The following is a 20,682-nucleotide window of genomic DNA, read 5'->3' on the forward strand; positions in this document are numbered from 1 at the left end:
TAAACATCTAATAAGAAAAATGAAAGCATCGATCCTGCTGCTTTTTATAGGAATAAGTATCGCTTCTGCCCATACGGTCTTATCGCAGGAAACCACACTTACGGTTGAGCTTACAGATATATCCATCAAAGAGGCCATCCATGAAATCGAAAACAACAGTGAATACGTATTTGTCTTTTCCGACAATATAGGCAAAGAGACAGAACGCAAAGTAAACGTCAACTTAGAACAAGAATCCATTGAAACCATTCTTGAAAATATGTTTGCAGGCACTTCGCTGACGTATCGCATATTGGATAAACAAGTCGTTATTTTGCGTGACAACACACAGAAATCGGCTTCCAATCATGTTTTAGCGCCCAGCCAGCCAATATTGTACAAAATCCGGGATGGGAATAAGACAGAACAAATTGTTTAATCTAAAATAACGATAAGATGAAAAAGTTTATATATATGTTTGCAGCCATAGCAGTTCTTTTTTCTACTGTTAGCTGTGATGATGATGATGCCTGGACAACGGATCCTGCATTGGAACATCTTTATTACGTAGGGTTTTATAAAACCGGCGTTTTCAGTGATGCTCTCAATTACGAAATTGCCGCAGACGGCTCTGCCCAATGGCGTATCAACAGCGGTGCCTGGAATCATACCGGAACAGACGGAGTGAGTAGTAATATCCCGTTGCAACTTCATAGTGAACGGGTACGTTCGTATGATGCTGTTACCTACTTCTGGGTTTCCAACAGTGGTACTTCTGCCCTGGTAGCCGGAACGGATTATACCGTTGTCGACGAAAATGGTACGGTACTGAATCTTACCGATGGCAAATATGCTCTTACCTGGCCACAAACCAAAAAAGGGGTAAAGAACGTAAGAATCAAACGTCTGTCTACCGCTACAGGGGTATTGAAAGTGAACACGCTGGATCCTTCCAAAGGAACACCCTCTACCAAAGAAGAAAACTACCGGGAAAGTACGTTGAACAGTAAAACCGGAGAATATGAAGTACGGGGATTGACCCACGATTTCAACAAAGTAACGGTTACATTTAAATAAATATCAGTATATTTGCGTACTATAACAAAGACAGAACCCCTCAGAACGAGTGGGTTCTGTCTTCATACTATTTCTTTAATAATAATCTTGTTTCATGAAAAAGAAAACGCTTATTCTCTCTACACTCCTTTTTTTTGCACTCGGTGTGTGCGCGCAAACAATCTGGAGCCCGACACATCTTCAAGAAGTAAAAGCCTCACTTGACAAACCGGCTTATTCCCTTGCCTACGAACAATTACTGAACGATGCCGGCAAAGAACTAAACAAACCTGCTCTTTCGGTTATGATGAAAGAGAAAACTCCGGCCAGCGGAGACAAACATGATTATATGAGCCAGGCACGCTATTACTGGCCTGATCCCACCAAACAAGACGGCCTGCCTTATATTGTCCGCGATGGGGAGTCTAATCCCGAATTGGAAAAACTGGACCGGGTACGCTTAGGACAGATGGCCAACAGTGTGACTACCTTAGCACTCGCCTGGTATTTCAGCGGAGAAGAGAAATATGCCCAGAAAGCAACGGAACTTATCCGTGTCTGGTTCTTTCATAAAGACACACGGATGAATCCGAATCTGAACTATGCACAAATGATACCGGGGCATAATGAAGGTAAAGGACGTTGTTACGGGGTGATCGACACCTACTCTTTCGTAGAGATGCTGGACGCCGTTCAACTACTGGAAAAATCAAAATCCTTTACAACAAAAGACTCCAAACAACTCAAAGAATGGTTTGGCAAACTGTTAAACTGGATACTGACCAGCGAACAGGGACAAGAAGAAAGCCGGCAGAAGAATAATCACAGTGTGGCTCACGACGCACAAGCCATTGCTTTCGCCTTGTATGCAGGAAACAAAGCCGTAGCCGAACGAATCATCAATGAATTCCCGGAAAAACGCATATTCAAACAAATTGAACCGGACGGAAAACAACCGTATGAATTGAGAAGAACGCTTGCCTTTGGCTATTCTGAATACAATGTCAGTCATATGATTGACATCTTTCTGATGGCACAAAAAATAGGCATCTCCCTAGATAATGCCACCTCCGCAGATGGACGTAACTTCTATAAAGCGCTTGATTTCCTCGTGCCTTATTTGGGTAAAGAAGTATCTGCATGGCCTTATCAACAAATCAGCGAATGGGAATATAAACAAAGTGAATTGGGTAAAGACATCTATAAAACGTATCTCTTAAACCCTGCCCGCACCGATTATCTGCAGGTATATCGTGAGAACCGCGTTGTCAACTGGAAAGACCGGTTTCATCTCTTATACCTAAAAGCCGATGAGGTAGACAATGCTTTCGCTTTTGTTACCACTCAATTGAATTACGCCTTCCAATGTGTGGATCAGGCCAAAAAAGAAAACCCCAACAAAAGGTTGGTAAGTCCACGAACCGTTGAGAAAGACGGAAGCCTGCGCCTTGTAGCTCCGCGGGACTGGTGCTCAGGTTTCTTCCCCGGTTCACTCTGGCATACATATGCTTATACAAACGACAATTACTGGCGTCAGGAAGCCATCAGTTATACCTGGCCGATAGAAGAGATGAAACGATTCAAAGGTACACACGACCTGGGATTCGTCATTTTCAACTCTTTCGGACAAGCGTATCGGTTGACCGGTGAGAAATCGTATAAAGATGTTGTATTACAGGCTGCCAATTCTTTAATTACCCGTTACAGCGAGAAGGTAAAAGCCATCCGTTCCTGGGACTGGAGCAGAGACTGGAAATACCCTGTTATCATTGATAATATGCTGAACCTGGAGATGCTTTTCTGGGCTTCGGAAGAAACTGGAAATCCGGTCTACAAAGAAGTGGCCATCAATCATGCGAATACGACATTGAAAAATCATTTCCGGCCCGACTATTCTTCTTACCATGTCATCGATTATGATCCAGAGACAGGAGAAGTGCTGGCAAAACATACCCATCAGGGTATTCACCATGAGTCGGTATGGAGCCGTGGGCAAGGATGGGGCTTGTATGGATTTACCATGTGTTATCGCTTCACCAAAGACCCTGCTTATCTGGCACAAGCAGAGAAGATCGCCGATTTCTTCTTCAGTCAGTTCAATATGCCGGAAGACCTGATCGCTTATTGGGACATGAAAGACCCGGCTATTCCCAACGCACCGCGGGATGCTTCCGCTGCCGCGTTGATGGCCTCTGCCCTTTATGAGTTAGCCGGATATACCTCCACGCAAAAAAGTACGCATTACAAAGAATTAGCGGATACCCTTGTACATAATCTGACCACGCACTATCAGGCTGAGCCTGGTACGACGCAAGGATTCCTCCTCTTGCATTCAACAGGTAACTACCCTAAAAAGGATGAGATAGATGCACCTATTTCATATGCGGATTATTATTATTTGGAGGCACTTCTGCGGAAGGCCGGCATCACGAATTATAAAAAATGATGAAAAAGACAGTAATAGTTTTCTTCGTATGCCTGTATTGCAGTCTCCTCTCCCTACAGGCCATCGTTGTTCCTTCCACAAATAAAACCCGTTTAAATGACGGGTGGCAATATATCCGGGGAGACATGGGAAGTGTATGGGAGGTTATGCGCCCTGCACAACCCGGAAAACCGGAATTTGTGCCTCTGTGGACCCCGGTAACCCTTCCTCACTGCTTCAATGCCGAAGACGCTGTGGACCCGGATGTGAACTACTACCAGGGACCGGGATGGTATAAAACCGCACTCTCCATAGACAATCCTTATACAAACGGACGTATCCTGTTGGAGTTTGAAGGTGCCGGACAACGGACAGAGGTCTATGTATACACCACAAAAGTGGGAGAACATACAGGAGGATACGATGGTTGGAAAGTGGATATTACGGAGGCAGTTGAAGCCTTCCGCCAGACGGAAGTATGTCAGAAGCAATTCAAAGGGAAAATACCCGTTGCCGTTCGTTGTGACAACAGCCGGGACACGGAAATCATTCCTTCCGACATGTCCGATTTCAATGTATATGGTGGACTTTACAGGTATGTGAATCTGGTATATGTTCCCGAAATATCCTTCGATCGGATCCGGATAGAAGCCCATACCGATGAGAAAGGGAAAAACGGTCAATTACTTATCCATACTTCTTTTTATAACCCGGAAAAGAAAGAGACAGCCTTGCCTTTGTCCATTCGCATCAAAGATCCCCAAGGGAAAGAAGTCTACACACAGACACTCTCTCAACCTTGGCTGCGCGATACCGAGCTGGTGCGTATCTCATTGAAGAAACCTGGGTTATGGGACGTGGAGAATCCGCAACTCTATACCTGCGAACTGACGCTCGGTGTCGACGGCCAGTCGATACAGGCAAAAGAACAATTTGGTTTCAGGCATTTTGAGTTCAAAGAGAAAGGACCTTTCTTTTTGAATGGAAGAAGAGTCTTACTCAAAGGAACACACCGTCACGAAGACCATGCAGGCCTGGCCGCTGCGCTTACGGAGGAGTTGATGGTGCAGGAGATGCAGCTCATAAAGAAAATGGGGGCCAACTTCATACGCTTAGGCCATTATCAGCAATCGGACATAATCCTACGCCTCTGCGACCAATTGGGTATCCTGGTTTGGGAAGAGATACCCTGGTGCCGCGGTGGATTGGGAGGAGAATCGTATAAAGAACAGGCACGCCGGATGTTAACAAATATGGTTGAGCAGCATCACAACCATCCTTCCGTGATTCTTTGGGGAATGGGGAACGAGAATGACTGGCCGGGAGATTTCAACACATTCGACCAACAGGCGATCCGAGCCTTTATGAAAGAGTTGCACGACCTCTCGCATCAGTTAGATAACAGTCGCCTGACTGCTATACGGCGGTGTGAATTCTGCAAAGATATCATCGACGTCTATTCACCCAGTATATGGGCCGGCTGGTACAGTCGGGCGTTCAGAGATTATGCAGAAATGAGCGAAAAGGGAATCCAGGGTACGACCCGCTTCTTTCATGCGGAATGGGGAGGCGACAGCCATGCCCGTCGGCATATGGAAGGCGACTTTGCTCATGTCAGCAATGCGGCAACCAAAGGGGACTGGTCTGAATCCTATATCATCCGTCTCTTCGATTGGCACCTGAAAGAACAAGAGAAAATGCCCCTGTTGACAGGTTCTGCTTTCTGGACATTTAAGGATTTCTCAACCCCTCTCCGCCCGGAAAACCCGGTTCCTTATGTGAATCAAAAAGGAGTTGTCGAACGCGACCAGACACCAAAAGAGAGTTATTATGTATTCCAATCTTATTGGTCCAAAGAGCCAATGGTCCACATATACGGTCATACCTGGCCAGTACGTTGGGGTGAAAAAGAGGAGAAAAAAGAGATTCTGGTATACTCCAACTGTCCGGAGGTGGAACTATTCGTCAACGGCGTCTCCCAAGGAAAGAAAAAGAGAGACAGTCAGGATTTCCCGGCTGCCGGTTTCCATTGGTATGTTCCATTGATAGAGGGAGAGAATACCATACGGGCAATAGGTTCTGACAAGAAGAACTCACTTATTATTGATGAGATCAAACAAACATATCAAACGCAGAAATGGGGCAAAGAGGCAGAGATCAGTCTGACTGCTACCCCCTTGGAGAATGACCAGGTATGGATCCAGGCCGAATTAAAAGATGCAGCAGGAGTGCGTTGTCTCGACTCGCGTCAATACATCGAATTCAGTTTGGCCGGTGATGGCAAGCTCATACAAAACCAAGGAACCTCTACCGGCTCATACCGTGTGCAAAGTTACAACGGAAGGGCCTGTATTAAACTGGAACGAAAAGGCAAATGCGTGGTTGCCGTCAAATCGGATAAACTGCCATCTATTTTCCTTTCTATAGAATAGAAGCATACGTATGTAAAAGAATCTCCGGCAGGAAACAAATATTTCTTGCCGGAGATTTTTTTATTTATAATCCTCCTTCGTATTCTTCTTCATCATACTGCTGGAAAAGGAAGTCGTTATAAGGGAAACGTGTAATATGGATTTGTTTGACCCGCTCATACAAAAGACTTTTAAGAGCTTCTATATTCGTACGTTCGCGGGCGGAGATAAAGATTGTGTTTTCGGGAAGTTTATTCATCCAGGTTTGCTTGAGTTCGTCCAGACTAATATTCTCCCGGGTACGCGGTGTCAGGTCGTCTTCGTCTTTCGGCACAAAGGTAAAGGCATCGATCTTGTTAAAGATCATAATCATCGGTTTCTCCGTTTCATCGATCTCCGCCAGTGTTTTATTCACGATCGTTATCTGTTCTTCAAAAGCAGGATGAGAGATGTCGACCACATGCACCAAGAGGTCGGCCTCCCGTACCTCGTCCAAGGTAGATTTAAAAGACTCCACCAACTCCGTCGGCAGTTTGCGAATAAAACCGACAGTGTCGGAGAGCAGGAAAGGCAGGTTTTCAACAATCACTTTCCGCACCGTAGTATCCAGGGTGGCAAACAATTTGTTCTCAGCAAATACTTCACTTTTGCTTAACAGGTTCATCACAGTCGACTTTCCCACATTCGTATACCCAACAAGGGCCACACGCACCATCTTTCCCCGGTTTTTGCGTTGCACGCTTTTCTGCTTGTCGATATCGACGAGATCCTGTTTCAACTTGGCAATCTTGTCCTGGATGATACGCCGGTCGGTCTCCAACTGAGTTTCACCCGGTCCCCGCATCATCGCTCCCCCTCCGCGTTGCCGTTCCAGGTGAGTCCACAAACGGGTCAGACGGGGTAACATATAGTTGTATTGTGCCAGTTCGACCTGGGTTTTAGCATGCGCTGTTTGTGCACGAAGGGCAAATATCTCAAGGATCAGACTGGTACGGTCCATTATCCTTACCTGCAATTCTTTCTCTATATTGCGTAATTGTTTGGGAGAGAGTTCGTCATCAAAAATAGCCAACCCTACCTCATTCTCCACCACATATTCTTTGATTTCCTGCAGTTTGCCGGAACCGACAAAGGTTACCGGATGCGGATGATCCAGTTTCTGGGTAAAGCGTTTGATCGCTTCCATACCGGCTGTCTCGGCTAAAAAAGCCAATTCATCCAAATATTCTTTTATATGTTGTTCGTTTTGCGACGGGGTTACCAATCCGATGAGAACCGCCTTTTCTGTTTGTGTCTCAGAGATAATAAAGTCTTTCATGGAGCAAAGATAGCGTATTTCAATTATTTTGTATATTTGTAGAATCAGAAACCGTAAAAAACCTGACTATGAACGCGAATACATCCCTTTGGGTGAGTCGTTTACTCCCCTTTTGTTTTTCTTTTCTCTTTTGTATAACCCTTCATTCTCAAGGAGTAGATCCTTCCTCTTGGCAGAAATTCGTAACAGGAAAAGAGAATGACTCCCTCACGGATACGTTTAGGCTCCAGACCTTCAACCAGGCTTTATCGGATAATTGGGCATACCAGACAACAGGAAATACGCCTTTGTTCGATCCACGGGAAGAAGGCATCCTTGATTCTTCGGATGGGCAATCAATCATGTTGACTCCCGGCAGTTACCTCTACATGGATACTATAGAACATAAAGGATACGACAATATAAAGATACATGTAAAATACGCCGCCTGGAGACTGATGACCGGAGAGAACCTTCTATTGAATACCGACAGAGGAGAGACCTCCTTAAATAATTATCTCTGGTTAACACCGCCAGACAATTATTCTGCCTCCTTCACGCAGAAGAAAGACAAAAGTGCGTCCCCTAACGCCTCCAAAATACTTATTCTGAACAATCCCCGGAATTTAACTTTATGGGTGGAGACGGCAACCCATGAAAGCCAGCAGGGCTTTTATGCGATTGACAGCGTAGCAGCACTTGGGGCAACCAAAATACATTCCCTGTTTACCCAAAAGGGCCATTGGCACGAAGGCAACCTCTGGAGCCATGCCCCGGCCTTGCGTCAGCGCCGTGCCCTGATCAATGGTGATGTCTATATAGACCGGCCTACCTCCTGTGCCCGTATAAACCTGGGCAACGGTTCCATTCATATAAACGAAGGCCAGTCTTTGTCTGCACAAACGCTTTTGTTTCACCCCGCAGATCCGGCCCTTTATTCCTCCGGTGATATACATCTGAATAAATGTATTGTCTACCAAACGTTCCCGGAAAAGGGAAAATGGTATTTTATCTCTTTCCCTTTTGATGTGTATAAGAATGGGCTTGATGTGAACTTCCAACTGAAAGATCAGACCTTCAAAGGAGAAGGCAATTACTTCTATTTGCAGACATACGATGGAGAGAAACGGGCTATAAAGAATGAAGCAAGCGGCAACTGGCAAGTCGTTTCATCGGATATATTGAAGAGCAACCGACCTGTGTTTGAAAAAAACAAAGGTTATCTGATCGCCCTGGACAAGAAAGCGAAAAGTCAAACGCTCTATTTCTCTTCTGCCAACGGAGATATCCCCCTCGACTTTGCCCGCAAGGCAGTCCTTTCGCTATCGGTTACTGAAAAGACAAAAGAGAATCAGGAGCAACATCACGGTTGGGTTCTTTGCGGCAATCCCTTGCCGGCCCCTCTGCCTCTTTCCCACATCGAACAGACAGGTGATACAGACGGATATATTTATGTTTACGAAAAAAACGGCTTTACCCCTTATGCTTTGCATAGCGATTATATACTCCCCCCCTTTTCCGCCTTTTTTATAAAAGTTCAAAGAGAGACGGAGTTATTCGTGCAAACATCTCCCCCGGTGAAAAGTGGAAGGAGGATCAACGTATCTACGCCTTTACCAACAGAGATGACAGAGCCTTTTTCTTCAAAATCGCCGGTTTCATCGGCATATCCCCCTTTCTCTAAAGACATGAACAGTTACATCAAAGGCGACAGGCTCTACCTGGAGAATATGCCGGCCCGGGGTTGTGTTTCTATCCTGAACTATAAAGGCCAAAACATATGGCAAAAAGAGATCGGGAAGGGCAGCTCCAGCCTCCGCCTCCCCTCCCTCTCCGGCTTGTACATCGTATCGATTCAGGCCAATCCCTATCAGGCACAACACAAATGCGTTTGGAGCCAATGAATATCCTTGAAAGATAATACCTTTGTCCTGTATTGATAAAAAGACACATATGAAAAAGATCAATCTGACAAGTTTCGCCTTATTGGCCTATTTGATTATTATGAGTGTATTGGGTTGGCCGGGACGGGCAAAGACGCCTTTGAGTTATACCGAGTATTTCTGTATGATTGGTGCCACCGTAGTTATTATCCTTCTCTTGCGTTTCTTACAAATCAAACGCATGAAAATGAGAAACAAAAGAAACGAAAAGGAAGAGTTATAAAGTCAGTATAAGGCTCTCAGACGTCTGAAAACCGGATATGTAGAACAACCAATTCGGAAACCGTGCCCACCCTGTAAGGAGGACCGGCTATGCCAATGCCCGAAGAAACATAGAACTGACTGTCTCCTTTGCGAAGATATCCATAAGGTTGTTCATAAACAAACCTCATCAATAAAGGATAAGGCCACAACTGCCCATAATGCGTATGCCCATGTAATCCGAGATCGATCCGGTTCATCGCCATCTCCGCAAAAGCCCAGGGTTGGTGATCCAATACAAGAACCGGCTTAGACGGATCTATCCCTTTCATCAATGCCTGCAAAGGCTTGCGCTTCTTATTGATATAATCATCCCGCCCGATAAGATAAAACAGGGAGTCGGGCATAACTACTGAGTCGACCAATAAAGTAGCCCCGGTCTTTTCCAACCAACGCTTTTTCGCATGCCGGTTTGCCCGGTATTCATGGTTTCCATAAACGATATACGTACCCAGGGGAGCCTCCAACTGCTGCAGGTCTTCTTCTATATGTGCCTGTTCGGCAAATCGCGACTCATAATCCATGATATCCCCGACCAATACGACCATGTCGGGATATAAGGCATTACTCATACGTACATATTTCTGCACCATCTTTTTGCCAATGACCTCCCCTATATGCAAATCGCTCATCATCACAACGGTGAGACTGTCTACCCCCACCCCCTTTTTAGGAAGCGTGATATGTACATGGGTGATGCAAGGATTCATCACCCGGTGATACGCCTGTATCATCAGCAAGAGAACACCGCAGGTAATAAAGACAAAGAACAATCTTTTGGTAAGATCCCAATGGGTGGTTACCCAACGCGGAAACCAGGGATATAAACGATGCGTAAAACGCAACAACTCCAACAGCCCAAGAGCCATCGTCAGATACAAGGAAGCAATATACCAGGTATTGCAAACATACATAATGCCTATAAACACCTTGTCGGGCAATACCTCGTGAAAGAAGAACCCTGTCAGAAAAAGACATAATTCAATGACAAAAAACAAAAGATAAGGTATCCGCCAACTTTTCTTTGCAGGAAGAGCCTGATACCCACGCCAACAGATAAAGGGTGTCAGGAGAAATTGCCCCAAGATAGACTGAAGGAATACTTTCATTTCGGATATCCCACCGGATTATTCATTAACAACAGATCGGTATCTTTCAATTGCAGAATCTCTTTTAAAGCAGCCTGATCCATTGACCCCCGGGGTACGGTAGCCAATCCCAGGCCGGCACAGGCTATATTAATATTCTGACACACAATACCCACATCCACCGAAGCCATCAACTTGGTACCTTCATGGATCGTTCCGCCAAACAAGGTGAGGTCTGATACCAATACCAGGCTAAGCGGTGCGGAAGTTACAAAGGCCTGTCCGCCGGCCACAATAGCCCGATGATCTCCGGCAGCCACAGGATCCAAGGCATGCTGCTCGGCATTGTACAAAAAAGCTCCTTCGGGAAGAATGACATACACTTTCACATCCCTGAAATCCCGGCATGAAGGGGCCGTGCGTTTCCCATCCGCACGGTTTATTCCGTTTGCCGCCCATAATAAGTCCGATAAATCCTGCGGATCCAAGGGCTTGGAGGCATAGGAACGCTCCGAATGACGTTGGTCGAATGCTTTCATCACACGACTTCCCCGTTCTTTATTGGGAGCATTTAGTTTAATCACCTTCAACTCTTGAGCTTCAAGAGCTGCAACAATAAATAATGCAATAAAAATAGAAAGGATGCGTTTCATAGGGGAATGATTTATATTATATTATACAAAAGTAGAGGAATTGCTTGCTTTTCAAAGGGACTGATACATTTTTTATACTTATTTAAAAATCCATTTATTTAAATTCAGATAGAATCAACTACTTTTGCGGCTTACGAGCATTTCGTAAAACTAATATTATCTAATAGACTCGATGAAACAGAAACTGCTGACTTTACTTCTAGTATTGTGTTGTGCCTTCTCTTCTTATGCGCAGACAAACAACAATGTGTCGTCCTTTTCAATCAAAGGACAAGTGATTGATTCACTGGAAAATGAAAGCGTACCTTATGCTACGCTGAACATCGTAATGGAAAATGCCCCTCAAAAATCTATCAAAAGATTGGCTTGCGACGAGGATGGTAAATTTGAAACAACATTAAATGCACCGGGTAAATACCTCATTTTTATGCAATCACTCGGGAAAGCTCCTGCACAAAAAAGCTTTACCCTGGCGGAAACGAATAAAAAAGTAGATCTGGGTAAACTGATGATGGCCGATGATACACAAAACTTAGGCCAGGTCACTGTCACCGCCCAGAAACCCTTGGTGAAGGTAGATATCGATAAGATCTCTTATAACCTGGAAGACGACCCGGAGTCGATCACCAATAATACATTGGAGATGCTGCGTAAGGTGCCGATGATCACGGTGGACGGGGAAGACAAGATCCAGTTGAAAGGTTCGACCAACTTCGTTATCCACATGAACGGAAAACCTTCTAACCTGTTAAGCAACAACCCTTCCGACGTATTAAAGAGCATGCCTGCCAGCTCCATCAAAAACATCGAAGTCATCACGGATCCGGGTGCAAAATACGATGCCGAAGGGATCGGTGGTATTATCAACATCATTACAAAAACCAACAGCCTGCAAGGATTCAGCGGTTCTGTCCGTGCGAATGCGAACACCTTAGGGTATATGGGCGGAGGAGCTTACCTGACAGCCAAAGTGGGAAAAGTAGGATTGACAGGTAACTTTAACTATTCACACAGAGACTCTCCCTGGAACGACTCGGAATCTATGCGTGAAAACATACGCGAAGACGGCAATACGTTCCTGAATCAAACGGGAAGAAGCAAGAACAAAGGACCTTTCCAACATGGAAATATAGAGATCAGTTATGAAATAGATACACTCAATCTCTTGAGCATCGGGGGAAATCTATTCCAGGGCGATTCCAAGAGTTACTCCGAACTCGGAGTCGTTATGCTGGATAAGGATCAAAAACATATCTACAGTTACGATCGCCATTCGAAAACGACTTCTACCTTTGGTTCGAAAAGTCTGAATGTCGACTATCAACGGTCTACACGGAAAAAAGACGAGTTAATCACGCTCTCTTATCGTTTCAACGACTCGCCGAACGACAGTGAAAGCAATACAGACATTTTCAATGTGCAAAATTATGTACCGTTCACCCCTTATCCACAGCATAACATCAACGATGCTTCTACCAGAGAACATACCGGCCAGTTTGATTATACCACGCCGATACGGAAAGGACATACCCTCGAAGCGGGCGTAAAATACATCATGAGACAAAGCAAGAGTGAAGCTATGCGTACCTGGTTTGACGAAGACACCCATCTGTGGAACGAGATACCGGCAACAAACAGCAACTTTAAACATACCCAACATATCTATTCCGGATATGCCGGTTATTCCATGCGTATCAATAAGTTTGGCTTAAAAGGGGGTGTCCGTGCAGAAGGAACCTCTTTGGATGTGAAGTTCAAAAAAGAACCGGCTCAAAACTTTGATGTAAGCTATTTTGATGTCGTACCGAATGCGACTGTCTCTTATCAGTTAAGTATGGCCAAACAAATACGACTGGGTTATAATATGCGTATTCACCGTCCGGGTATCTGGTACCTGAACCCCTATGTGAATGATGTCGACCCGGAAAATATCAGTTATGGTAACCCGGACCTGGATTCAGAGAAAAGCCATAATATCAATTTCAATTTCAGCTCTTTCTCTCAGAAGTTTAATTTAAACGCAAGTGTCAATTATTCTTTTGTGAACAATTCAATCCAACGCTATACTTTCCTGCAACCGAACGAAACGCCGGGAAAACCCGATGTGTCCGTCTCTACGTATGACAATATCGGAAAAAGACACCAGGTAGGGGGATATCTCTATGCCAGTTGGACACCCAACCCTAAATTTAATATTTATATCAACGGAGGTGTCAATTACGTCGATATGGACGGAGGCAATAGAGGCATGTCCAACAATGGCGTGAATGGTCATGGGTTCGCAGGAGCCAGATACACCTTGCCTTATGACATCCGTCTGAATCTCAACGGAGGCTATTTCGCCCCTTATATTCAGTTGCAAGGAAAAGGATCTTCCCAGTATTTCATGTCCTTCTCTGTCAACAAAGATTTCCTGAAGAAAAAACTGACAGTCTCTTTAAGTGCCCAAAGTCCTTTCTGGAAAACGATGGAATATAAGACCACCACGACAGACCCCACATTCAATATGCGCAGTGTAAGCCACTGGACGGCACGTTCCTTTGGCATCAGTGTTTCTTACAAATTCGGTTCCATGAAAGAACAGATAAAGAAAGTAAGACGAGGCATCAACAACGACGACGTGAAAGCCGGCGAAAGCGGTGGCGGTGGCGGCGGCCAGGAAGGTGGCGGTCAATAAGAATAAAACAACCTTACAGACAGATACAAAGTCTGATTCTTTCAAGAAACCCAAAGGTACAAGCGAAGTGCCTTTGGGTTTCTTTTTTGCCTATTCCCAAACATAAGAAATGAAAAAGACCGATACGGATTCGTCCTTTTTCTGCGGGAGAATAAAAATGCCGATATATGTCGACACAAGTGCTGACAATTGTCGACACAATTGCCGATATATATCGGCACAAATGTCGACATATATCGGCAATTCTATTATCCAGCGTTTTTCTCTTCAGAGGGAAAGGCCCCCTCCCCTTGCAGGAAGGGGTAAACAGGATAAAAAAAGAGAAATTGCGGATATGCCGAAAAAAAAATGTAATTTTGTAATTCATATATGAATATCTTAGTATAGGAAACGGATGGACAGCATGGCGAATGATGAGATGAAACAGAACTGGAAAGTTCCGGAACCCACACTAAGGCGGTTGCCATGGTATTTGGCCTTTGTCAAATTGTTGAAAGGTCGCGGGGAAACCTTTGTCTCGTCCACCCAGGTGGCCAAAGAGATCAATGTAGACGCCAGCCAGGTAGCCAAAGACCTCTCCTATATCAATATATCCGGGAAGACACGGGTAGGGTATGATATCGATGCCTTGATTGCCGTATTGGAAGATTTTCTCGGTTTCACCGCCCAGCACAAAGCTTTTATCTTTGGCGTTGGTAGCCTGGGAGGCGCCCTTTTGCAAGACTCGGGATTGAACCAATATGGGGTGGAGATCATAGCCGGGTTTGATATACGGAAAGAGCTGACCGGCAAAGACATCAATGGCATTCCCGTTTTTCACATAAGCGAGTTTCCACAAAAACAAAAAGAATACAAGGCAACGATCGGGATCCTAACCGTTCCCGTAGAGAATGCGCAGGAGATCACCGACCAGGTGATAGCCGGAGGCATCAAGGCCCTCTGGAACTTCACCCCTTTCCGCATCCGCGTGCCGGAACATATTGTCGTACAAAATACATCTATGTATGCCCATTTAGCCGTTATGTACAACCGGCTAAACTCACTCAATCACTAAGAAATGAAAATTATTGCCGTAGGAATGAACTATGCAGCTCACAATAAAGAGATGCATCATTCGTTAGAATTAACAGAGCCTACTCTCTTTATGAAGGCCGATTCGTCTTTGTTGAAAGACGGGAAACCTTTTTTTATTCCCGACTTTTCCTCCGAGATAGAATATGAAACGGAACTGGTGGTCAAGATAAGCCGGTTGGGGAAGAACATTGCCGAACGGTTTGCACACCGCTATTACGAAGAAGTAAGTGTCGGTATCGACTTTACGGCACGGGATCTGCAACGCCACTTGCGCGCCCAGGGTTTGCCTTGGGAGCGAAGCAAAGCGTTCGACCATTCGGCGGTAGTGGGAACCTTTGTCCCCCTACAGGAAATGGGAGACATAAACGCGCTGGCTTTTCATCTGGACATCAACGGAGAGAAGGTGCAGGAAGGCAATACAAAGGATATGTTATTCCCTGTCGACTCATTGATAGCCTATATCAGTCGTTTCTTTACCTTAAAGATAGGCGACCTGATTTATACAGGCACTCCGGCAGGCGTAGGACCGGTCCAGATAAACGATCACCTGACAGGCTATCTGGGAGAAAGAAAGTTATTGGATTTTTATGTGAAATAAGATGAGACATTAATATGTTACGATTTATTTATATTGTATGCATCAGTATTTGTATACCCTTTTTATCCTGGGCTGACGGCAGTCAGTATGCCTCAAAATCCGCTCTGGCCGAAGGCAAATGGGTGAAAATAGAGGTAAGCGAAACGGGCATCTACAAACTATCGTATAGCGATTTGAAGAAATGGGGATTCCCAAACCCCGAAAAGGTGTCTGTTCACGGATACGGTGGCTGGCCATTGGATGAAAACTTCAAGAAACCCTATATAGACGATCTGCCTGCCATAGATGTATGGCGGGGAGCAGATTATCTGTTGTTCTACGGGAAAGGCACGACGAAGTGGGAATGCGTGGACGGCCTCTTTGTCCACACCAACAACCCGTATGCTACCTCGGGATATTATTTCCTTACGGATAGTTCAACACCCGGGGAAATGGAAACAACAGCCAATGTTTCGGGAGCCTCTTTACAGATCACAAACTTTGATGACTATAAGGTACACGAACGCGACTGGGTATCTATCAATAAATCGGGGCGGGAGCTTTATGGAGAATCTTTCGAAGGAAGCACCTTGGCGCAGACCTTCCCCTTCTCGTTTCCCGGCATCACCCAGGAAGAGGGCAAAGTGACTATGCGCTTTCTCTCCAGAGCCACTTCTGCCGGAGAAGCGATCTTGAAAATAGGTACAGAGGAAGTAATTACCCTGGTTACGTATATCAATGACAGTTCCTCCTATACGAAGGCAATGCCGCTGGACAAAACAGGCACCTGGAAAGGGGAAAAGACGGAAAGTGTAAAAGTAAACGTCTCTTATTCCGTGCCTTCGCATAAGAATACCTACCTGGATTATATCCGTATGCAGGTAAAGAGAACCTTGAAACCTTACGGAGCCTATACCTTTTTCCGCAGCCTGGCCTCTGTGAATAATGTAAGCCGCTTCCTGATACAGGGAGCCCAGGCAAATACACTTATCTGGGACGTGACGGATGCCATCCATCCGAAACTGATGGAGACGGAGTTGAACGGTTCGGAATTATCCTTTACAATTCCGGCAGGCCCTTTGCGGGAGTTCGTCATTGTACAGACAAACGATAACAGTTTCGCTGTTCCGACCCAGGCAGAAGAGGTACCCTGTCAGGATCTACATGGTTTATCACAAACAGACATGGTCATCATCGCCTTGCCGACGGTCAAAGAACAGGCCGAAAGACTGGCTCAGGCCCATCGCGAACGCGACGGTTTGTCGGTAGAAGTGGTTGAACCCCAAATGATATACAATGAGTTTTCCAGTGGTACACCGGATGCCTCCGCCTACCGCCGTTTCATGAAGATGTTTTACGACCGGGCGACGACCGAAGAGGAGAAGCCCCGCTATCTGCTTCTTTTTGGCGACGGCTTGTATGACAACCGCGGTGTCTCCTCCGAAATAAAAACTACTTATCCGGAAGGAGAGATCCACCAGAAAATGCTATTGACCTACCAGTCGGTAAACTCTTGGGATATAGGCTCCTATGTAACAGATGATTATTTCGGTTTCCTGGGAGATAACAATGATGAAAAAAGCGGCATAGAATATTGGAAGCAAGAAATAGGCATAGGCCGACTCCCTATACGGACAGTCACACAAGCCAGACAAGCGGTGGATAAGATCATCGCTTATATGGACAACAAAGAGATGGGAGCTTGGAAAAACAACCTCTGTTTCATTGGCGATGACGGTAGTTCCGCGGATGAATATACGACATTGCATATGGAACAGGCGGATTATCTGGCGGAAAATATTATTGAAAGAAATCATCCGGAGTTCCTGGTAAACAAGATCTACTTTGATGCCTATAAAAAAGATTTCTCCGGACAAACAACGTATCCGGATGTGCGTACCCGGATACAACAATTATTGAAAAGCGGATTGTTGCTTATGAATTATACCGGACATGGCGATACCCAGTCCTGGAGTGATGAGAAGATATTGACACAAACCGATATCTCTCAAGCGACCTATACGCATTTGCCTTTGTGGGTAACGGCCACCTGCGATTTCACCCGCTTTGACGCATTAGCGACCTCTGCCGGCGAACAGGTGTTCCTCAACAAAAACAGCGGGGGCATTGGGCTGTTTACGACGACCCGCGTGGTATTTGCCGAATACAATGGTCCGTTGAACCAGGAATTGATTACACATTTGTTCCAAAAAAGAGAAGACGGTACGCGCCTGACCCTGGGGGAAGTGATGAAAGAGACTAAAAACAATTATAAATACGGAGGAGGCGAAGGCTTACGTAACCGCCTGAACTTTATCCTTATCGGTGACCCGGCAATGAAATTGGCTTATCCCGAATACCGGATGAAGGTAACGGCTGTCAACGGCTCTCCGGTTTCCGACGATGCAGTCACCTTCAAAGCGTTGGAAAAAATAACCATAGAGGGAGAAGTATGGGATGGCAACGGCAACCGGGCGACCGGTTTCAACGGCACGCTTATTCCTACGGTCTTAGACAGCAAAGTAGAGCGGGAGACATTGGATAATAACCGGAAAGACAGAACCTTTTCTTTTACAGACTACCCGAACACGCTCTTTATCGGAAACGATAAGGTGGTGAATGGTAGTTTCAGTTTCTCTTTTACCGTACCCAAAGACATCTCCTACTCGAACGACTTTGGAAAGATGAACCTATATGCCTGCGATGAAGAATCAGGTATCGAGGCACAAGGGAATTTCCAAAACTTCAAGGTGGGAGGTACTTCCGAAAGTGCAGAAGAGGATAAAGAAGGACCGGAGATACGGTCGTATTACCTGAACGACTCGACCTTTATCAGTGGAGACCGGGTTAATACAACCCCACTCTTCGTAGCCCATGTATGGGATAAAAGTGGCGTCAACCTCAGCGGAAGCAGTATCGGACACGATGTGGTATTGATTATCGACGGCAGTCCTGCCTATACATATACCCTGAACAGTTATTATAAAAATGTGGTGGATAAAGAAGGGGAAGGCGTGGTTATCTTCCCGATACCGGCAATGAAACCGGGGCTGCACACGGCGGAATTTATCCTTTGGGATATTCATAACAACTCGTCGAAAGAAACATTCACCTTTGAAGTAGTGGAGGGACTCAAACCCGAACTCACCGAGATAACCGCCACGCCCAACCCGGCGCGGGAGCAGGTAGAATTCAGCTTGCGCCATAACCGGCCGGAAGCGTATATGACTGTCAACATCTGGGTGTACGACATGACCGGCCGTCGCGTATGGCAGTGGCAAGAGAAAGGATCCTCCGAAGTGTTTAAGTCGTATATCGTCACCTGGGACCTGCAGGATAATTCGGGTGCCCGCTTGCGGCCGGGAGTTTATGTCTACAAGGCAGCCATCAGTACCGACCATTCCAAAGAGGCTACGGATGCAAATAAATTAATAATTCTTACACAATAAAGCAGAAGGAAATCTGTTTATATGTTGAGGCGAACTTGTATTCGCCTTCTTTTGTCAAATAAAATTAGAATATGTATGAAATTTTCTCGATTCAATTTATGCCTGTTGATACTTTGTCTTGTAAGTCCTTTTATGTCCTTACAGGCACAAGGAGGGGGGGAAGAGGATCTTAAAACAAAATTTGCACCTATCAGTACCGCGATACCTTCATTATCCATTGCGCCGGATGCACGCGGGGGAGCTATGGGGGACAATGGGATTGCTACGACTCCGGACGTGAACTCACAATACTGGAACCCGGCGAAACACGCGTTTCAGTATAGCAAAGCTGGTATTTCTCTTTCTTATACGCCTTGGTTGCGGAAGTTGGTAAACGATGTGGCACTGGCTTATCTGTCCGGTTATTATAAGATTGGAGATAATGATTTACAGGCGATAGGGGCCTCTTTGCGTTACTTCTCATTCGGAGAGGTGACAGGCAGTGCGATCTTGGGCGACCCGAATAGCACGATGACACTCAGCCCTTATGAACTGGCTCTCGACGTAAGTTACAGCCGCAAGCTGTCTGAGAACTTCTCCATGGGGGTTGCCTTGCGTTACATCCGTTCGGATCTAGGTGCGGACGCACAGGATGATCTGCAGGCGGAAGATGCATTTGCTGCCGACATTGCCGGATATGGGGAGAAATATGTGATCCTAGGCAATAGCGAGAGTTTATGGAGTTATGGTTTCAATATATCCAATATCGGTAGTAAGGTATCCTATGACGGAGGTCAAAAGAACCAGTTCCTTCCTGCTACCTTACGCATTGGTACAGGTATTCTCTTCCCTTTGGATGATTACAACAAATTGGGATTCTATCTGGACTTAAGCAAATACCTGGTACCCAGCCACCCAATAAAAGAAGATATGACAGATGAAGAATACCAGACAGCCTACGAAGATTATAACAGCATGGGCTCTATCAACGGTATCTTTAAATCTTTCACGGATTCTCCGGATGGATTCTCCGGCGAATTGAAAGAAGTCATGCTTTCACTCGGAGCGGAATATAGCTACAACGACCAGTTCTTCCTGCGTGGTGGGTACTACTACGAGAACCCGAACCTGGGGAACCGTCAATATTTCTCTTTGGGAGCAGGGTTCCGGATGAATGTGTTCCAACTGGATGCAGCTTATCTGATCAGTACGGTACAAAGTAACCCCTTGGACCAGACCCTTCGTTTCTCCTTATCCTTCGATATGGACGGATTAAAGAACTTATTCAGATAAAACAGATGAAAATCCGGGTTGGATTTGGTTATGATGTACATGCGTTTGCTCCCGGCCGGGCTCTTTGGTTGGGAGGCATCCAGATAATGCATACTGCCGGACTACAGGGACATAGCGATGCGGACGTACTGATCCATGCCATCTGTGATGCCTTATTGGGAGCTGCGAATATGCGGGATATCGGATATCATTTTCCGGATACCGCCGGTGCGTATAAAGATATTGACAGTAAAATCCTTTTACGGGATACCATGAAGCTGATCCGGGAGGCTGGCTATGAACTGGGGAATATCGATGCAACCGTGGCGGCTGAACGTCCCAAACTCAAACAATATATACCCGCTATGCAAGAGGTTCTTGCCGAAGTAATGGCGGTACCCGTCAACGATATATCCATCAAAGCGACAACAACAGAAAAGCTCGGTTTTACCGGAAGAGAAGAAGGAATGGCAGCTTATGCTACTGTTTTGATTCAATCAATAGATTAAATGCCTAACTTTGTCCCTTCTAAAAATGCAGA

At 45.6% G+C, this 20,682-nt stretch carries 15 protein-coding genes; 12 read left to right on the forward strand and 3 right to left on the reverse strand.

Features of this window, described 5'->3' with window-relative positions:
- The first annotated feature begins 19 nt into the window (after positions 1-19).
- From D0T51_RS10180 to D0T51_RS10195, 4 genes are all read left to right on the forward strand, one after another.
- Positions 20-418, forward strand: coding sequence for an STN domain-containing protein (locus D0T51_RS10180; RefSeq protein ID WP_163728892.1), 399 nt, complete (start codon positions 20-22; stop codon positions 416-418).
- Between the two features lie 17 nt (positions 419-435).
- Entirely contained in the window at positions 436-1,056 is a 621-nt protein-coding gene (locus tag D0T51_RS10185; RefSeq protein WP_163728895.1) for a hypothetical protein, read from the forward strand.
- 94 nt (positions 1,057-1,150) lie between these two features.
- Complete coding sequence (locus D0T51_RS10190; RefSeq protein ID WP_163728898.1) at positions 1,151-3,481, forward strand: alginate lyase family protein; 2,331 nt, start codon at positions 1,151-1,153, stop codon at positions 3,479-3,481.
- Positions 3,481-5,892, forward strand: a complete 2,412-nt coding sequence (locus tag D0T51_RS10195) for a glycoside hydrolase family 2 TIM barrel-domain containing protein (RefSeq protein ID WP_163728901.1) — start codon at positions 3,481-3,483, stop codon at positions 5,890-5,892. Before D0T51_RS10190 ends, D0T51_RS10195 begins: the two co-directional genes overlap by 1 nt.
- A 64-nt stretch (positions 5,893-5,956) precedes the next feature.
- Here D0T51_RS10195 and hflX read toward each other — a convergent pair whose 3' ends face one another.
- Entirely contained in the window at positions 5,957-7,189 is a 1,233-nt protein-coding gene (hflX, locus tag D0T51_RS10200) for a GTPase HflX (RefSeq protein WP_163728903.1), read from the reverse strand.
- 68 nt (positions 7,190-7,257) lie between these two features.
- On the opposite strand from hflX, the gene D0T51_RS10205 reads away from it, so the two are divergent.
- Together D0T51_RS10205 and D0T51_RS10210 are read left to right on the forward strand one after the other, a co-directional pair.
- Positions 7,258-9,072 carry a hypothetical protein gene (locus D0T51_RS10205; RefSeq protein ID WP_163728905.1) on the forward strand — a complete coding sequence of 605 codons (1,815 nt, stop codon included), beginning with the start codon at positions 7,258-7,260 and terminating at the stop codon, positions 9,070-9,072.
- A 49-nt stretch (positions 9,073-9,121) separates the two neighbouring features.
- Complete coding sequence (locus tag D0T51_RS10210; RefSeq protein ID WP_163728908.1) at positions 9,122-9,334, forward strand: hypothetical protein; 213 nt, start codon at positions 9,122-9,124, stop codon at positions 9,332-9,334.
- A 16-nt stretch (positions 9,335-9,350) separates the two neighbouring features.
- On the opposite strand, the gene D0T51_RS10215 is transcribed toward D0T51_RS10210, so the two are convergent.
- Both D0T51_RS10215 and D0T51_RS10220 read right to left on the reverse strand, forming a co-directional pair.
- Entirely contained in the window at positions 9,351-10,481 is a 1,131-nt protein-coding gene (locus tag D0T51_RS10215; RefSeq protein ID WP_163728911.1) for a metallophosphoesterase, read from the reverse strand.
- The gene (locus tag D0T51_RS10220) at positions 10,478-11,113 is read right to left on the reverse strand and encodes a SagB/ThcOx family dehydrogenase (protein ID WP_163728914.1); all 636 of its coding nucleotides are present in this window, start codon (positions 11,111-11,113) and stop codon (positions 10,478-10,480) included. Before D0T51_RS10220 ends, D0T51_RS10215 begins: the two co-directional genes overlap by 4 nt.
- 172 nt (positions 11,114-11,285) lie before the next feature.
- Between D0T51_RS10220 and D0T51_RS10225 the strand changes: the two genes are divergently transcribed.
- From D0T51_RS10225 to ispF, 6 genes are all read left to right on the forward strand, one after another.
- Positions 11,286-13,790 (forward strand): outer membrane beta-barrel family protein, encoded by a 2,505-nt coding sequence (locus tag D0T51_RS10225; RefSeq protein ID WP_163728918.1) that lies wholly within the window; start codon positions 11,286-11,288, stop codon positions 13,788-13,790.
- Positions 13,791-14,193: 403 nt separating this feature from the next.
- Positions 14,194-14,844 (forward strand): redox-sensing transcriptional repressor Rex, encoded by a 651-nt coding sequence (locus tag D0T51_RS10230; protein WP_163728920.1) that lies wholly within the window; start codon positions 14,194-14,196, stop codon positions 14,842-14,844.
- A gap of 3 nt (positions 14,845-14,847) precedes the next feature.
- Positions 14,848-15,462, forward strand: a complete 615-nt coding sequence (locus tag D0T51_RS10235) for a fumarylacetoacetate hydrolase family protein (protein ID WP_163728922.1) — start codon at positions 14,848-14,850, stop codon at positions 15,460-15,462.
- Positions 15,463-15,476: 14 nt separating this feature from the next.
- Positions 15,477-18,890, forward strand: a complete 3,414-nt coding sequence (gene porU, locus D0T51_RS10240) for a type IX secretion system sortase PorU (protein WP_163728925.1) — start codon at positions 15,477-15,479, stop codon at positions 18,888-18,890.
- Positions 18,891-18,965: 75 nt separating this feature from the next.
- On the forward strand, positions 18,966-20,162 hold the full coding sequence (gene porV, locus D0T51_RS10245) for a type IX secretion system outer membrane channel protein PorV (RefSeq protein ID WP_163728928.1): 1,197 nt from the start codon (positions 18,966-18,968) through the stop codon (positions 20,160-20,162).
- Between the two features lie 5 nt (positions 20,163-20,167).
- The gene (gene ispF / locus D0T51_RS10250) at positions 20,168-20,650 is read left to right on the forward strand and encodes a 2-C-methyl-D-erythritol 2,4-cyclodiphosphate synthase (RefSeq protein ID WP_163728930.1); all 483 of its coding nucleotides are present in this window, start codon (positions 20,168-20,170) and stop codon (positions 20,648-20,650) included.
- Positions 20,651-20,682 lie beyond the last annotated feature (32 nt).

This window comes from Parabacteroides sp. 52, assembly GCF_010500925.1.
Classification (GTDB): Bacteria; Bacteroidota; Bacteroidia; order Bacteroidales; family Tannerellaceae; genus QVMG01.

Coding starts and splice junctions, on each gene's coding strand:
- D0T51_RS10180 (WP_163728892.1), top strand. CDS start 20: ATGAAAGCATCGATCCTGCTGCTTTTTATAGGAATAAGTATCGCTTCT.
- D0T51_RS10185 (WP_163728895.1), top strand. CDS start 436: ATGAAAAAGTTTATATATATGTTTGCAGCCATAGCAGTTCTTTTTTCT.
- D0T51_RS10190 (WP_163728898.1), top strand. CDS start 1,151: ATGAAAAAGAAAACGCTTATTCTCTCTACACTCCTTTTTTTTGCACTC.
- D0T51_RS10195 (WP_163728901.1), top strand. CDS start 3,481: ATGAAAAAGACAGTAATAGTTTTCTTCGTATGCCTGTATTGCAGTCTC.
- hflX (WP_163728903.1), bottom strand. CDS start 7,189: ATGAAAGACTTTATTATCTCTGAGACACAAACAGAAAAGGCGGTTCTC.
- D0T51_RS10205 (WP_163728905.1), top strand. CDS start 7,258: ATGAACGCGAATACATCCCTTTGGGTGAGTCGTTTACTCCCCTTTTGT.
- D0T51_RS10210 (WP_163728908.1), top strand. CDS start 9,122: ATGAAAAAGATCAATCTGACAAGTTTCGCCTTATTGGCCTATTTGATT.
- D0T51_RS10215 (WP_163728911.1), bottom strand. CDS start 10,481: ATGAAAGTATTCCTTCAGTCTATCTTGGGGCAATTTCTCCTGACACCC.
- D0T51_RS10220 (WP_163728914.1), bottom strand. CDS start 11,113: ATGAAACGCATCCTTTCTATTTTTATTGCATTATTTATTGTTGCAGCT.
- D0T51_RS10225 (WP_163728918.1), top strand. CDS start 11,286: ATGAAACAGAAACTGCTGACTTTACTTCTAGTATTGTGTTGTGCCTTC.
- D0T51_RS10230 (WP_163728920.1), top strand. CDS start 14,194: ATGGCGAATGATGAGATGAAACAGAACTGGAAAGTTCCGGAACCCACA.
- D0T51_RS10235 (WP_163728922.1), top strand. CDS start 14,848: ATGAAAATTATTGCCGTAGGAATGAACTATGCAGCTCACAATAAAGAG.
- porU (WP_163728925.1), top strand. CDS start 15,477: ATGTTACGATTTATTTATATTGTATGCATCAGTATTTGTATACCCTTT.
- porV (WP_163728928.1), top strand. CDS start 18,966: ATGAAATTTTCTCGATTCAATTTATGCCTGTTGATACTTTGTCTTGTA.
- ispF (WP_163728930.1), top strand. CDS start 20,168: ATGAAAATCCGGGTTGGATTTGGTTATGATGTACATGCGTTTGCTCCC.